Annotated in this window: 14 protein-coding genes; 3 read left to right on the top strand and 11 right to left on the bottom strand. The window is 63.4% G+C overall.

What is annotated here, in order from left to right; genetic code table 11:
* Positions 1-4: 4 nt before the first annotated feature.
* From XH98_RS35040 to XH98_RS34995, 10 genes are all read right to left on the bottom strand, one after another.
* Entirely contained in the window at positions 5-847 is an 843-nt protein-coding gene (locus XH98_RS35040) for an ABC transporter ATP-binding protein (RefSeq protein ID WP_271598231.1), read from the bottom strand.
* A complete protein-coding gene (locus tag XH98_RS35035; RefSeq protein WP_271598278.1) occupies positions 844-1,875 on the bottom strand; it encodes an ABC transporter ATP-binding protein in 1,032 nt (343 codons plus the stop codon). Before XH98_RS35035 ends, XH98_RS35040 begins: the two co-directional genes overlap by 4 nt.
* Positions 1,875-2,738, bottom strand: a complete 864-nt coding sequence (locus tag XH98_RS35030; RefSeq protein WP_271598230.1) for an ABC transporter permease — start codon at positions 2,736-2,738, stop codon at positions 1,875-1,877. Before XH98_RS35030 ends, XH98_RS35035 begins: the two co-directional genes overlap by 1 nt.
* Positions 2,738-3,742, bottom strand: a complete 1,005-nt coding sequence (locus XH98_RS35025) for an ABC transporter permease (protein WP_271621272.1) — start codon at positions 3,740-3,742, stop codon at positions 2,738-2,740. The genes XH98_RS35030 and XH98_RS35025 overlap by 1 nt, the downstream gene beginning before the upstream one ends.
* Positions 3,743-3,807: 65 nt before the next feature.
* The gene (locus tag XH98_RS35020; protein WP_271621271.1) at positions 3,808-5,709 is read right to left on the bottom strand and encodes an ABC transporter substrate-binding protein; all 1,902 of its coding nucleotides are present in this window, start codon (positions 5,707-5,709) and stop codon (positions 3,808-3,810) included.
* 774 nt (positions 5,710-6,483) lie between these two features.
* Complete coding sequence (locus XH98_RS35015) at positions 6,484-7,551, bottom strand: branched-chain amino acid ABC transporter permease (RefSeq protein WP_271598227.1); 1,068 nt, start codon at positions 7,549-7,551, stop codon at positions 6,484-6,486.
* A gap of 5 nt (positions 7,552-7,556) precedes the next feature.
* On the bottom strand, positions 7,557-8,426 hold the full coding sequence (locus tag XH98_RS35010; protein ID WP_271621270.1) for a branched-chain amino acid ABC transporter permease: 870 nt from the start codon (positions 8,424-8,426) through the stop codon (positions 7,557-7,559).
* Between the two features lies 1 nt (position 8,427).
* Entirely contained in the window at positions 8,428-9,129 is a 702-nt protein-coding gene (locus XH98_RS35005; protein ID WP_271621269.1) for an ABC transporter ATP-binding protein, read from the bottom strand.
* 3 nt (positions 9,130-9,132) lie between these two features.
* On the bottom strand, positions 9,133-9,849 hold the full coding sequence (locus XH98_RS35000) for an ABC transporter ATP-binding protein (protein ID WP_271598224.1): 717 nt from the start codon (positions 9,847-9,849) through the stop codon (positions 9,133-9,135).
* A gap of 22 nt (positions 9,850-9,871) precedes the next feature.
* On the bottom strand, positions 9,872-11,200 hold the full coding sequence (locus tag XH98_RS34995; RefSeq protein ID WP_271598223.1) for an ABC transporter substrate-binding protein: 1,329 nt from the start codon (positions 11,198-11,200) through the stop codon (positions 9,872-9,874).
* A 138-nt stretch (positions 11,201-11,338) separates the two neighbouring features.
* On the opposite strand from XH98_RS34995, the gene XH98_RS34990 reads away from it, so the two are divergent.
* The 3 genes from XH98_RS34990 (at position 11,339) to XH98_RS34980 (ending at position 14,382) form a co-directional block, all read left to right on the top strand.
* A complete protein-coding gene (locus tag XH98_RS34990) occupies positions 11,339-12,148 on the top strand; it encodes an IclR family transcriptional regulator domain-containing protein (protein ID WP_271621268.1) in 810 nt (269 codons plus the stop codon).
* A gap of 104 nt (positions 12,149-12,252) precedes the next feature.
* Positions 12,253-13,839: a 4-hydroxyphenylacetate 3-hydroxylase N-terminal domain-containing protein gene (locus tag XH98_RS34985; protein WP_271621267.1), complete on the top strand. Its 1,587-nt coding sequence runs from the start codon at positions 12,253-12,255 to the stop codon at positions 13,837-13,839.
* Between the two features lie 57 nt (positions 13,840-13,896).
* Entirely contained in the window at positions 13,897-14,382 is a 486-nt protein-coding gene (locus XH98_RS34980) for a flavin reductase family protein (RefSeq protein WP_271621266.1), read from the top strand.
* A gap of 25 nt (positions 14,383-14,407) precedes the next feature.
* Here the strand turns inward: XH98_RS34980 and XH98_RS34975 are convergent, their stop codons facing one another.
* Complete coding sequence (locus XH98_RS34975) at positions 14,408-14,563, bottom strand: hypothetical protein (protein WP_271598219.1); 156 nt, start codon at positions 14,561-14,563, stop codon at positions 14,408-14,410.
* Positions 14,564-14,624: the final 61 nt, after the last annotated feature.

Raw genomic sequence — 14,624 nt, 5'->3', positions numbered from 1 at the left:
TGGATCAAATGACTTGGGTCGTACCGGAGGCATTTGCGCCGCCGCCGGCAATTTGAGGCAACAGAGCGGCTTCGCGCAACTGGCGAGTACAGGGATGCCGCGGCGCCCTCAGCACCGCTCGCGCATCACCGCTTTCGACGACGCTGCCCTTCTGCATGATCAGGATACGATCGCTGATGTAGTAGGCGGTCGCCAGATCGTGCGTGACATAGATGATCGATATCCCCAGTTCGTCCCGCAACGTCTTGAACAGATTGACGATCGACATGCGCAAGGACGCATCGATCATGGAGACCGGCTCGTCCGCCACGATCAATTTCGGCTCGGCCAGCAGCGCACGGGCAATCGCGACCCGTTGCAGCTGTCCTCCCGACAACTCATGCGGGTACCTGCCGCCCACCTCCTTGAGCGACAAGCCCACCTTGTGCAGCGCCGCATCGACGGCCGTCGTAGCCGTACTCTCTCCTGCCGCGGCCGCAAAACGACGTCGCGTCATAAGCAGATACCGCTCAACCCGCTTCAAGGGATTGAAGGATTCAAACGGATTCTGGAAGATCGGCTGCACCTTGTGCATGAATGCCAAGCGGCCGGCACTGCCGCTAATGGCCGCAAGGTCGATGCCGTCGAGCAGCAATCTGCCGCTGGTCGGCGTCACCATGTTCAGGATCATCCGGGCAAGCGTCGTCTTGCCGCTGCCGGATTCGCCGATGATCGCCAGGATCTCCGGCTGCTGGGCGGCGAGCTGGAGGCTCACCTTGTTCACCGCGACAATCTTCTCCCGCGATAGCAGCCTTCCGCGGACGAAGGTCTTGCTGACCTCCCTGACATCGAGCAGCAGATCGTTCATGCCCTATCATCCCCGTTGACGGCGAAGCATGCCACGCGATGCCCGGGGGTCGCTTCGCGCATGAGCGGAACCTCACGGCTGCAAATCTCGCCTGCGAGCGGGCATCGCGGATGGAAGCGACAACCCGAAGGGGGATCGGCCAGATTTGGCGGCGCGCCGCCAAGCCCCGCGCGCGGCGCGTCCTCGCCGATGCGCGGAAGGCTCGCGATGAGGTTCTGGGTATAGGGATGTAGCGGGTTGCGAAAGATTTCCGCCGTCGCGGCCTCCTCGACCAGGCGCCCGGCATACATGATGGCGAGCCGGTCGGTGATATGCGCATGCACGCCCATGTCATGCGTGACGAACAGCACCGACGAGCCGGTTTCGCGCTGAATGCCGCGGATCATGCCCAGCACCTCCTTCTGCACCACCACGTCGAGCGCGGTGGTCGGCTCGTCGGCAATGATGAATCCGGGACGGCAGATCGTCGCCAGCGCAAGCGCGGCGCGTTGCCGCATCCCGCCCGAGAGCTCGTGTGGAAAGGCCGAAAGCACCGACGGATCGAGTTTGACGCGAGCCAGATGGGCGACCACCTGCTGCTCGAACTGCTTTCGGCTGCCGCCAATATGCGGATAGGCGAAATCGACGAACGAGGATCCGATGCGACGCACCGGGTTCAGCACATTCATCGAGCCCTGCATGATGTAGGAGAGATGCCGCCAGCGAATCCGCTCCACTTGCGCCGGCGGCGCGCGGTGCAATCCGCCATAGCCAGGCAGGAAGGCAAACTCCATGCTGCCGCCGACGATCTCGAGCGGAGGCTTGATCGCGCCGGCAATGCTCTTGATCAGCGTGGTCTTTCCGGAGCTCGATTCCCCGGCGAGACCGTAGATCTCGCCGCGGCGCACGGCGAAGCTGACACCGTCAACCGCACGGATGGCGCGCCTGACGCCGGCATGGCTGGTCCGGTAATAGGCCTGCAGGTCGCGAACGACGAGAAGCGGCTGGACATGCTGCTCCCCGTGCGGCTGCTCGACGCTCGCGTGCATCACGAAGCCCCTCCCACGTTCCAGAGCCGGCTTCTCGGATCGATATGGGCGTTGACCGAGACCGCGAGCAGGAAGAGGCCAATGAACGCCATGATCACCGCGATGGTCGGAAAGGCGATCCACCACCAGATGCCCGCAACCATCGCCGTGTGCTGGTTGGCCCAATAGATCATGCCGCCGATCGTCGGGATGTTGATGTCGGTGAAGCCGAGCACGGCAAGCGTCACCTCGAGCCCGATCGACCATACCATGTTGTTCATGGTCGTGGAGAACAGGATCGGCAGGACATAGGGCAGATGCTCCTCGGTCAGGATCTGCCGCGTGCTCATTCCGGAGAACAGGCTGGTCTGGGTGAACTCGCGTTGCCGCAAGCTCATCACCATCGAGCGGATCAGCCGCGCATCATAGGCCCAGCCGAAACAGGCCATGATCAGCGCCAGCATCAGCCAGGAGATGCGGTCGCGCATCACGAAATAGAACAGCACCAGGACCGGCAGCAGCGGGATGACGATGAAGGTGTCGTTCACGGCCATCAGCGCGCGATCGATCCAGCCGCCCTTGTAGCCACTGACGAGCCCGACCACGAGCGCGATCAGGCGGCTGACCAGGGCCACGGTGCCGCCAAACAGCAGCGTGTTCCTGATGGCGAAGCTCAACTGCCAGAACACGTCCTGGCCGCGCGACGTGGTGCCGAACCAATACGTCAAAGACGGTGGCAGGTCGGGCGGCACCACATAGACGCTGTCGGGCGGATAGGGTGAAAAGCTCGCCAGCACCGACAGCAGCAGGACGACAGCAACCAGCACCAGCCCGATGCGGAATTCGGCCCTGTAGCGCAGCAGGTCGCGGAGAAAGACGACCATCAGCTGACCTTCACCCGGGGATCGAGCAGCGGGTACAAGAGATCGATCGCGAGCACGCCAACCGATACGCCGAGGATCGAGATGGTAGTGACGCCGAGGACCAGGCCGTAATCACCGGCATAGACGGCGTCCACCAGCAGCGAACCGAGCCCGGGATAGCCAAACACCTTTTCGGTGATCACGGCGCCGTTGAAGATGCCGCCGAGCGACATCGCAAGGCCCGTGACCTGCGGCACCAGCGCGTTGCGCATCACATAGGATGTCAGGATGCGCCAGGACTTCACGCCGGCAAGCTCGGCATAAACGACGTAGTCTTCGGCGAGGACATTGGCGACCAGCGCACGCATGCCGAGGAACCAGCTGCCCACGCCGATCAGGATCAGCGACAGCGCCGGCAGGATCGCGTGCAGCAGCACGCTCCAGACGAATTCGGGTGTCAGGGTCTGCGCCAGATTCATCGTCGCCCCGCCGCTGATCGGAAGCACCGGCCAGATGAAACCGAACAGGATCAGCAGCAGCATGGCCAGGATGTAATAGGGGATCGGATGAAGGCCCATGGCAATCACCCCCATCAGCTTCAGCCCGCGGCTCTGCCGGTAATAGCCGGCGAGTCCTCCGAGCAGATTTCCAAGCACCCAGGCGATCAGGGTTGAGACCGTGAGCAGGCCCGCCGTCCAGGGCAGCGCGCGTCCGATCAGGGTGCCGACGGGGGTCGGAAATGCCGACAGCGACGGACCGAAATCGGCACTCAGGATCCGCTTCCAGAACGTCAGATATTGCTGAACGGGCGTGCCGCCGAGACCATAGAGCTCACGCAGGGAACGGCGCATCTGTTCGATCGCATCGGGCGCGGTGTTGCCGAAGGAGGTCACCGCCGAGATCGATTGCTCGACGGGATCGATCGGCGAGGCATGCGTGATGACATAGGCGATGTTGATGCCGATGAAGACGACGAGCAGGAACTGCGCGAGCCGGCGGCCGACATAGCCGGCGTACCCGCTCATGGCAGCACCCGGGACGCTCGGCAAGGTCGCTCTGGCAGATGCGGTCGCCTAGATGTCATCGCGTCCTAACTTGCCGGCTTCAGCCGCACGAACATGTAACGCGAATTGCCCCAGTTCGGCACGGGATTGGTGTAGGGATTTTCCGATGTCGGAAAGCCGGTCCAGTAGGTCTGGTCCATCGCGGTGAACACGTTGTAGGCCATCAGCGGAATGGTCGGCATCTCCTTCACCGCGAGCTTGACGTAGTCCTTGCCGAGCTCGATCGACCTCTGATCGTCAAAGCCGACGGTGCGGATCTCCTCGATGATCTTGTCGAGCGCGGGATTGGACCAGCGCTGCCAGTTGCGCAGCGGCTGCGGCTTGCCCGGCTCGGCGACGAATTGCGAATGCCAGCTGTCGAGGAAATAGGACAGGTCCTGGTGGCCGCCCCAGGTCTCGACGCTCCAGCCAATGAAGGTGTCGAAATCACCGGCGGCACGCCGCGTCGGCAGCGTGCCTTGCGCGACGTCGATCTTGGCGTCGATGCCCGCCTGCTTCCACAGCTGCACGATCATCGTTCCGGCCCGCGTCATCACCGGACGCAGATCGCCTTCGACCATGACACGGACGCTGAAGGGTTTTCCGTCGGGCGTGACCCAGGCGCCGCCGCGCTTAGTAAAGCCTGCCTTCTCCAGCAGCTCCTGCGCCGCGACCGGATCGGTCTTCCACCAGCCCCGCCCGAACGCCTTGGCGATCTCTGCCGGATCGGCCGGGATCTGCTCGCCCATGGACGGCCGCAGCATGTCGGCGATCTGCTTGCCGATGGTCGGGTCATACGGCTTGATCTTGCGCTTGCCGGTGTCGATCTCGAAGCTCTCGAGCCAGGCCTCCATCGGCGCGTGATAGGTGGCCGGATGGGTTCCGGTCGGCGGCACGCCGATCGCCGAGATGGTGGCAGCGCCGCGATAGGCCGCCATCGCCACGGCCTTGATGTCGATCAACAGCGCCAGCGCCCAGCGCACGTCCGGATTCTTGAAGTTCTCGTTCTGGGTGTTGAAGATGACGGCGGGAAGCGTCGGATCGGGATGGCCGTAAGGGAATCCCTTGAACCAGGCCCGCGTCGTCTTGCTCTGCTTGGCGAGGGCGAACATGCCTTCCGGCGCGATGTCGTGGATGACGTCGAGCTCATGATTGAGCTGCGCGATCACCCGTTTGTCGGGCGGCCCGGGATCGACATAAGCGAGATATTTCGGACCCGGCTTGCCGAAGCGCGCCAGGGTGGTGCGTTGCCAGTCATCGCGAAGCTGCCAGATGTACCATTTGCCGTCGGGATCGTAGCTGTGCAGCACATAGGCGCCGAGCGACACCGGCTTGTTGAAGTCGAATTTGACGGGATCCTCGACCTTGTCGAAGACGTGCTTGGGCAGGATCCAGACCGCGCCCCAGCGCACCGTGAAGTTGGCGTGGAAGCGTGAATTGGGCTTTTTGAGCTTGAACACGACGGTGTGGGCATCCGGCGCCTCGACGGAGGCGACGTTGCTCGTCAGCACCGCGCTGAAGCGCATCGCCGGGTTTTTGATCTGGGTGGTCACGGTTGCGACGACGTCGTCGGCGGTGAATTCGACGCCGTCGCTCCAGAAGATGCCGCTGCGCAGCTTGACCGTCATTTCGGTGAAGTCGGCGTTGTATTGCGGCTTGTCGGCGGCCAGCGAATTGTCCCAGACGCCGTCGAGGCCGCTCTCGGGATCGATGTACCAGAGCGTATCAAGTGCGGCCTGCTGCAGCCCGTTGGACTGCGAGTTGGCGTTGATCACCCAGATGTTGAACCAGCCGGCGTTTTTGACGGTGCCTTCCGGGTTTTCCAGGATCAGCAGATCCTTCCTCGGAATGTTTTGCGGAATTCCCTGCGCGTGACCGGGTTCCACTGATGCGAACAGCAGGGATCCCAGCACATAACCGGCCAGCAGCAACGGACTGATGCAGCGCATGATGTCCTCGCGGCGAATTTCGTCCCGATGCCCGTTTTGAGGCGATGCTAGAGGCGTCGGAGTCCGGGGACAACAGGAATCTTGGACGGCTCGCAACTGCGGACGCGCGCTCGCGTTCTCGCGGCGCATTTCGCCCGAGCCTTGCTCATCGTTCCGCCCTCGTAAATCCACAAGGGCGCAGGGAAGACCGGGTGCCGACCTCGCACCCGCGGTCCGCTGCGCGAAAATGTAGCGCAAAAAGACCGCACAGCATGATACAGGTGGTGCCGAACACTCGGCCTTCCCTGCGCAGTGGTTTGACGGCTTATGCCGTGCTCTCCCGGGAGCCGAATTCCTTCTGGCCTCCCTCGCCCGCAGATTGACGATGTGGCCAGCCCGGTTGGGCGCTCCACACCTCCGCAAAGGCTTGACCGTAGCGACGACGGCCAGGACCACACGGTTTTGCCGTACGCTGGGGTTCGCGAGTTCGCCGCATGATCGTCCGGCCTTGTCGACGTTGCCGGAAGCATGCCGGCGAGACGAACCTGACAGCGCCGTTCGTCCGCGCGAAGGTTTCGGGCTCACAGGGACTACCGCCCTGCCCGCTCCTCTCGCACCCAACGCTGCCCGCGTCCACCGCAAGCCCGGCTCGCAATCAAGACGACTCGAGATCGCCCCTCGAGGATGAGCCAGGATGCGGCGATATATACGCTGTTTCCGAATTTCGGTAAAGTGGAATATTTTTGTGGAGAGGCGTTGACGGGGTGAAGGGTGTTTTGCCCGACGGGTAGCCGATCATCGGCGCGAGGTGGTTAGCCGTCGCCGAATTGGAAAGATCGTTACATCGCGCCAATTTAAGATTAGGCCCCAGAGGCCGCGCGGCGCGAACAACATGATCAGGATTCCGAGCGTGCCCAGCAAGATCAGATACCAGGCGCCGAAATCGGCGAGATAGCGCTGCATCAAATAGAAGACGACGGCGCCGATGACCGGGCCTTCCATCGTGCCGATGCCGCCGATCACGACGATGAAGATGACGTAGGCGGTCCAATCCAGCACCGAGAAGGCGGCATCCGGCGAGATCCGCGCCTTCTGGAGATAGATCAACGCACCGATCATGCCGGTCATGGCCGCGGTCGCGACATAGACGGCGAGCTTGATGCGGTAGATGTCGACGCCGAGACCCGCGGCGGCGGCCTCCTGGTCGCGGATTGCGCCGAGTGCGAGGCCACGGCGCGAGCGCAAGATGAAGTAGACGGCGGCGAGCGTGGCGACCACGAGCGTCAGCGCCACCCAATAGGAAACGATGTCGCGCGCCGCCGGCGTGCGCACGTCGAGCAATGCCCTCACCTGTTCGATGCCGGGCACGGATGAGGTAACCGATGACGTGAGCGAGGTGCCGGTGCCGCCGCCGAGCGGCTTGATCTGCGCGAAGACGAGACGATAGACCTCGGCCACCACCCAGGTCCCGATCGCAAAATAGGCACCGCGCAGGCGGAACACGATCAGCGCCGTCGGCAGCGCGCACAATGCGGAGATGACGCCTGCGAGCGGGATCGCAAGCAGCGGATTGAGTCCACCGATCAGCGTCAGCGCAAACAGGAGATAGCCGCCGAGGCCGACAAAGGCCTGCTGGCCTACCGAGATCAGGCCGGCATAGCCTGCGAGCAGGTTCCAGCATTGCGCCAGCGCCAGCATGTAGAACAGGAAGATGAAATCCTGAACCAGGGTGCGGCTGGCAACCATCGGCAGCAGCACCAGCACCAGGACGATGAGGACGGCGATGGACGCGGCGATGCGCGGAGCGCCGCCCGCGGTTTCGATGCGGAAGGTCTGTGCGGGCTTCGCTGCGGAATCATCCATCGCGGTCAATCCTGCGCGCGCGGAAACAGGCCGCGCGGCCGCACCACGAGCACCGCGAGGAAGGCGAGATGGCCGGCCAGGATCTGCCACTCCGGGTCGATGCGCGCGCCGATGGTCTGGGCGAGCCCGAGCACGATGCCCCCTGCGAGCGTTCCCCAAAAGCTACCCAGGCCGCCGATGATCACGGCCTCGAAAGCGTAAAGCAGCCGCGCCGGGCCGATGGTCGGATCGAAGTTCGCCCGCAATCCGAGATACAGCGCCGCGATCCCGATCACGACGAAGGCAAGCCCCATCGCGACGGCGAAGATCCGCCTGTGATCGACACCCATGAGCTGGGCAACTTCGAGATCATCCGACGTGGCGCGAAACGCGCGTCCAACAGGCGTGCGGTAGAAAATGAAATTGAGCAGCACGATCACGGCAATGGCTGATAGCAGCGTCAGCAGCGGCACGACGCCGACCGCAATGCCGCCACCAAGCGGGATCGAGGCGGTCTCGATGGGGCCTGAACGCAGCCGCTGGCTGTCCGCGGAGAAAGTCTGCAGCAGGCCGTTCTGGATGATGATCGAGAGCCCAAAAGTGACGAGCAGCGGCGGCAGCAGATCGCGCCCGAGCGTGCGATTAAGCAATACGTGCTGGAGCGCAAAGCCGAGGACGAACAGGATCGGCATCGCCACCAGCACGGCAACGAAGGGATCGAGGCCGAGTTTCGTCGCGACGACGAGGATCGCAAACGCGGCGAGCACGATGAGGTCGCCATGGGCGAGGTTGACGAGCCGCATGACACCGAACATGAGCGACAGCCCGGCGGCGAACAGCGCATAGAGACCACCGAGCAGAACGCCTTGTATCACTGCGTCGATCCAGCCGGTCATCTCACGTCCCGAAATAGGCGCGGTGAATTTGGTCGCGCGTGAGATCGCGCGGGCGGCCGGTGAGCGACAGCCGTCCCTCCTGGAAGCAGTAGACGCGGTCGGCGACCTTCATCGCCTGCACGACGTCCTGCTCGACCAGCACGACGCTGGTGCCCTCCGCCTTTATTCTCGGCAGCGCGGCATAGATGTCGGCGATGACGATCGGCGCCAGCCCCAGGCTGATCTCGTCGCAGAGGAGAATGCGCGGATTGGACATCAGGGCACGCCCGATCGCGACCATCTGCTGCTGGCCGCCCGACAGGGTCGGCGTCGCCGAGGATCGCCGCTCCTTCAGGATGGGAAACAGGGCTTGGACGCGATCGAGTGTCCACGGTCCCGACGTCTTGCGGCCATAGCCGCCGATCAAGAGGTTCTCCTCGACGGTGAGCGAGGGAAACAGCCGGCGTCCCTCCGGCACGAGCGCAATGCCAAGCTTGACGATCTCGGCCGCGGGGCGAGCGCCGATCGGGTTGCCATCGAGCAGTACGCTGTCGGCCGAGCCGTGAATGAGTCCTGCGATGGACTTGAGGAAGGTCGACTTGCCCGCACCGTTGGCACCGATGATGGCAATGGTCTCACCCTTCTCCAGCGTGGTGTCGATGCCGTAGAGCGCCTGGAAGTCCCCGTAGAAGGCTGTGAGATTGTGCGTCTCCAGGAGGGCCATGGCTCAAGCCTCGATGCCGATATAGATCTGATGCACGTCGGGCCGTTGCATCACCGCTTTCGGCTCACCCTCCGCGATCTTGCGGCCGAAATTGAGCACAACCAGGCGGTCGATCACCGCGAGCAGCGCGTGCACGACATGCTCGATCCAGAGGATCGCGACGCCGGTCTTGCGGATCTCGCGGATGGTGGCGACGAGCTCGCCGCATTCACCCTCGGTCAGCCCGCCGGCGATCTCATCGAGGAGCAGGAGTTTTGGGGCGGTCGCGAGCGCGCGCGCCATCTCAAGCCGCTTGCGCTCCAGCAGCGTCAGCGAGCCCGCCAGCGCGTTGGCACGCCTCAGCAGGCCGAGGCGCTCAAGTATCTCGCCGCAGCCCTGCGCGACCTCCCGCTCGGACTTTTGGCGACCATAGACCGCACCGACCAGCAGGTTCTCGAACACGGTGAGTTTTTCAAACGGCTTCGGGATCTGATGGGTGCGGCCGATGCCGGCACGGCAGCGCGCAGGCGGCGCCACACCGAGAAGATCACGGCCATCGAAGCGGATGTGGCCGGCGGTCGGCGTCAGGCCGCCGGCGATCAGGTTGAACAGCGTGGTCTTGCCGGCGCCGTTCGGGCCGATGATGCCGACAGCTTCACCGGGCGCGACGACGAGATCGAGAGCGTCGGCGACGACGATCGAGCCAAAACTTTTTCTTAAGCCCGTGACTTCCAGCAGCATGAGATATCAACGCGCCGCGCGATCAGGCGATGGCCTCCATCTGGCCGCCGACGGGAATCGCGGGTACCGTCTTGTTGTCGGTGATGACAATATCGTACTTGCCGTCCTTGAGCCGCCACTGGCCGCCGACCAGCGGAGTCTTGGCGACGTTCTTGGCGGCGAAGGGCGGCAGATTCGCACCGCCCCACTGCACCTTGCCGACGACGGTGTCGAGATTGGTCGCGGCGATCGTCGCGGCGATCGCCTTGCCGTCGCGATCCGGCGTGCGCTTGAGCACGTCGACCGCGACCTCGAACAGCGCATGCGCAAATCCGATCGGCTGGGTCCATTGCTTCTTGGTCGCAGCCTCATAGGCGCCGGCAAGATCCTTGGCGCTCGCGCCGGTCAGCGACGACTTGAAGGGATGGCTCGGCGACCACCACACCTCCGACGACAGATTGTGCCCGTCCTTGCCTAGCGCCTCGACCCCGACGGGGAACAGGATGGCTTTGCCGATCGAGGCGACCTTCGGCTTAAAACCTTGCTGAAGCGATTGCTTCCAGAAGGTCGTGAAATCGGGCGGCAGCACCACGCCGGTGATGATCTCGCAATTGGCGCCCTTGAATGCGCCGATCTGCGCCGAAAAATTGTCGGTGAGGTTCTGGTAGCGGCCGGGATCGGTGAGCTTGTAGCCGCCCTTGTCGAGCACCGGCGGAAAGCCGACGGCCTTGTCGCCCCAGGCGTTGCCGTCGCCGTCGTTGGGAAAGAGACCGCCGACGGATTTGTTGGTCGCAACCTGGCCCCACATGTTGGTGAAGACGGCGATGACGTCCTCGAGCCCCCAGAAGAAGTGATAGGTGTAGTTGAAACCCTTCCACGCCGGCGGGCCACCGCCTGGATTGGCCTGGCGGCCGATGAACCAGGGCTGCCACGGCGCCACGGTGGAGATGCACGGCACCTCCTCGATCTCGCACTGGGTCGAGACGGGGTTGGTCGTTTCCGGCGTCGAGGCCACCAGCATCAGGTCGATCTTGTCCTGGACGATGAGATCCTTGGCGACCTCGGCGGCGCGGTTCGGATTGGACTGGCTGTCCTTGACGATGACCTCGACAGGCACGGTGGCGTTGCCGATCTTGAGGCCGGCCTTCGCCGCTTCCTTGAACCCGGCAATGATGAAGTTGTCGGCCTCAGCGAACGCCGCCAGCGGGCCGGTCTGAGGCGAGACGTAGCCGAGCTTGATCGCGCGCATCTGCGCGATCGCGGGCGCCTTCAGTCCCGTCGCGAGCACAGCGCCGGTTGCGGCCGAGTATTTCAGGAGCGTGCGGCGGTCGATGGAATGACGATGAGTCGAACTGATCGTGCGCCAGGTCATCTGCGCGTCCTCCCCTCTGGATGCGCCGGATTCTCATCGTGGATCGATTGACACACGGGCCGGCGTTCGATATTCGAACATACGTTCGTATGTCGACCAGTGTCCGACAGAGCTCAGATGGAGTCAACAGGCCAGCGAATGATGCAAGCTGCAGCACCTGACAAAGGCGAGCCGAGCCATCGCAAGGGCGAGCCCGACGACAAGGAATTCATGACGACGCTGGCCAAGGGCCTCGCGGTGCTGGGCGCGTTCGGCCGGCACCGGCCCAGCATGACGCTGTCGGAGGCCGCCCAGGTCGCTGATCTCTCGCGCGCCACCGCACGGCGCGTGCTGCGGACGCTGACCCAGCTCGGCTATGTCGAACAGGACGGCCGTTCATTCTCGCTGGCGCCGCAGATCCTCGATCTCGGATTTGCGTATCTGTCGACGCAAAGCTGGATCGATCGCGCAACACCGCTCATGCGCGAGCTGAGCGAGCGGCTCGGTGAATCCTGCTCGGCGGCCATCCTGCAAGGCAACGACATCGTCTATGTCGCGCGCATGCCGGCCCGCAGAATCATGTCCGCGACGCTGTCGGTCGGCAGCCGCCTGCCAGCGCTGCACACCGCGCTCGGGCGCATCATGTTCGGCTATCTTGATGAAGCCGAGATCTGGCGGCGGCTGAAGTCGCAGCGCATCGAGGCCTATACGCCACAGACCATCACCGATCTGCAGGCGCTATTCGACCGCATCCGCGCCGACCGCGCGCAGCGTTTTTCGATCGTCGATGAGGAGCTCGAGCGCGGCCTGCGCGCGCTGGCCGTCCCCGTGCTCGACCGCAGCGGCCAGGCGGTCGGCGCAATCAATCTGTCGACCCATTCGACGCGGACGACGCGCAACGAAATGCGCGAGCACTTTCTCCCCGAGCTCAACCGCATCGCCGAGCAGGTCTCCGCGATGACGGTGTGATCGATACCTTCCCCTTGCCAATCGCGAGGGCCGGCCGTATCGTTTCGCCAAGTTCGGAATACGGACACTAGTTCGATAATCGAACACAATGGGGAGATGATGCGATGGCAGGCAAAGCAGCGGCAATGGCGGTTCCGCCGGAGCACACGGGCAACGTCAAAGTGACCAAGCCGCAAACCGGCGCGGAATATCTGGATTCGCTGCGCGACGATCGCGCCGTCTACATCTATGGCGAGCGGGTCAAGGACGTCACCACGCACCCGGCCTTCCGCAACACCGCGCGCATGACCGCCCGCCTCTACGACGCGCTGCACGACGACAAGCACAAGGACAAGCTGCTGCTGCCGACCGACACCGGCAATGGCAGCACGACGCACGCCTTCTTCAAGGCGCCGAAGTCGATGCAGGATCTGATCGCGGGCCGCAACGCAATCGCCGAATGGGCCAAGATCACCTATGGCTGGATGGGCCGCGCACCGGATTACAAGGCTGCGTTCCTGGCAACCCTCGGCGCCAATTCCGACTTCTACGATCCGTACCAGGACAACGCCAAGCGCTGGTACAAATTCTCCCAGGAGCGCGTGCCCTTCATCAACCACGCGATCATCCATCCGCCCGTCGATCGCGACCGGCCGCCGAACGAGGTCGCCGACGTCTGCTGCCATATCGAGAAAGAGACCGACGCCGGCCTGATCGTGTCGGGCGCAAAGGTGGTCGCGACGGGATCTGTGCTGACGAACTACACCTTCGTCGCCCATCACGGCCTGATTCCCCTCCAGGACAAGAAGTTCGCGGTCGTGTTCATGGTGCCGACCAACGCACCCGGCGTAAAGTTCATCTGCCGCACGTCCTATGAGATGAGCGCGAGCGTGATGGGCAGCCCGTTCGATTATCCGATCTCGAGCCGGCTCGATGAGAACGACGCCGTGTTCATCCTCGACAAAGTGCTGGTGCCCTGGGAGAACGTCTTCGTCTATGGCGACATCGAGAAGGCGAACAATTTCTTCCCGCGCACCGGCTTTTTGCCGCGCTTTGTCGTGCATGGCTGCACGCGGCTTGCGGTGAAGCTCGACTTCATCAGCGGGCTTTTGCTGAAAGCGACGGAGGCCGCCGGCACCAAGGATTATCGCGGCGTGCAGGCCAATGTCGGCGAGGTCATCGCCTGGCGAAACCTGTTCTGGAGCCTGTCGGATGCGATGGTCAGAGATCCAAAGCCGTGGATCGGCGACTATGTGCTGCCAAACATGGATCCCGGCAACGCCTATCAGATCATCGCCACCATGGCCTACACCAAGGTTAAGTATCTGATCGAGCAGACCGTGGCATCGGGCCTGATCTATCTCAACAGCCATTCCAGCGATTTCAAGAACGCCGAGATCCGCCCCTATCTCGATCGTTACTTGCGCGGCTCCAACGGTTACAAGGCCGAGGAGCGCGTCAAGCTGCTCAAGCTGCTGTGGGATTGCATCGGCAGCGAGTTCGGGGGGCGACACGAGCTCTACGAGATCAACTATGGCGGCTCGACCGAGGAGATCCGCCGCTACTGCCTGTTCGGCGCACAGGCGAGCGGCAATGCCGACCGCTTCAAGGGCTTTGCCGAGGACTGCATGGCCGAATACGACCTCGACGGCTGGAAGGTGCCCGATCTCACCGACCCCGGCGAGCTCAGCTATCACATGATGAAAAAGTGACTCTTGCAGACGGAGCGGCAACGCCGCTCCGTCGCTTGCTCAAGGGACTGTAGTGACATGAACATGCAGACCATCGATCCCAAGCTGTTTCGCTCCGTGATGGGCGCCTTCCCGACCGGCGTCGCCATCGTCGCGACGGAATGGCAGGGCGAGTTGTTCGGCGCGACCATCAACTCGCTGACATCGGTGTCGCTGCAGCCCTGCATGCTGCTATTCTGCACCAATGAGGGCAGCGCGACGGGTGCAGCGATCCGGCAACGCGGACTATTTTCCGTGAACATCCTCGGCCACCATCAGTCCGACCTGTCGGCGCGTTTCACCGGGAAGCTCAAGAACCGCTTCGACGATCTCGCCATTGCCTTCAGCACTGACGGCTTGCCGCTACTGCAAGGGGCCGCCGCTCAACTCTGCTGCCGGGTTGCCGCCGTGCACAAGGCGGGCGATCACGATATCATTCTGGGAGAGGTGCTCTCGGGCGAGGAAGCGACCTGCAATCCGCTGGTCTTTCACAAAGGCGCCTATGGGAGGTTTCAATGCAATTGAGCGCTCGACCGAGCCGTCGAGTTGCTTAGCCTTTCACGACTTCCGCGCGCATGGCCTGCACACGCCTGTTCAGCGCCGGCGCGAACAAAGTCGTCGAGCCTGCGGCTGTGAGCCCACCGGCGATGCCCTGCAGCACACGGCGGCGATCGAAAGACTTGATGTTCAATAGGTCTTTGGTCATTTTTTCCCTCCCTTGAGGCAAGCCGGTCTTCAAGCCGGCCGCCGTTCATTCCGTTCTGAAA

The organism is Bradyrhizobium sp. CCBAU 51745, from assembly GCF_028128715.1.
Taxonomy (GTDB): domain Bacteria; phylum Pseudomonadota; class Alphaproteobacteria; order Rhizobiales; family Xanthobacteraceae; genus Bradyrhizobium; species Bradyrhizobium manausense.
Note: the sequence above shows the minus strand (reverse complement) of the source record. Positions and strands in the feature narration are given on the sequence as shown.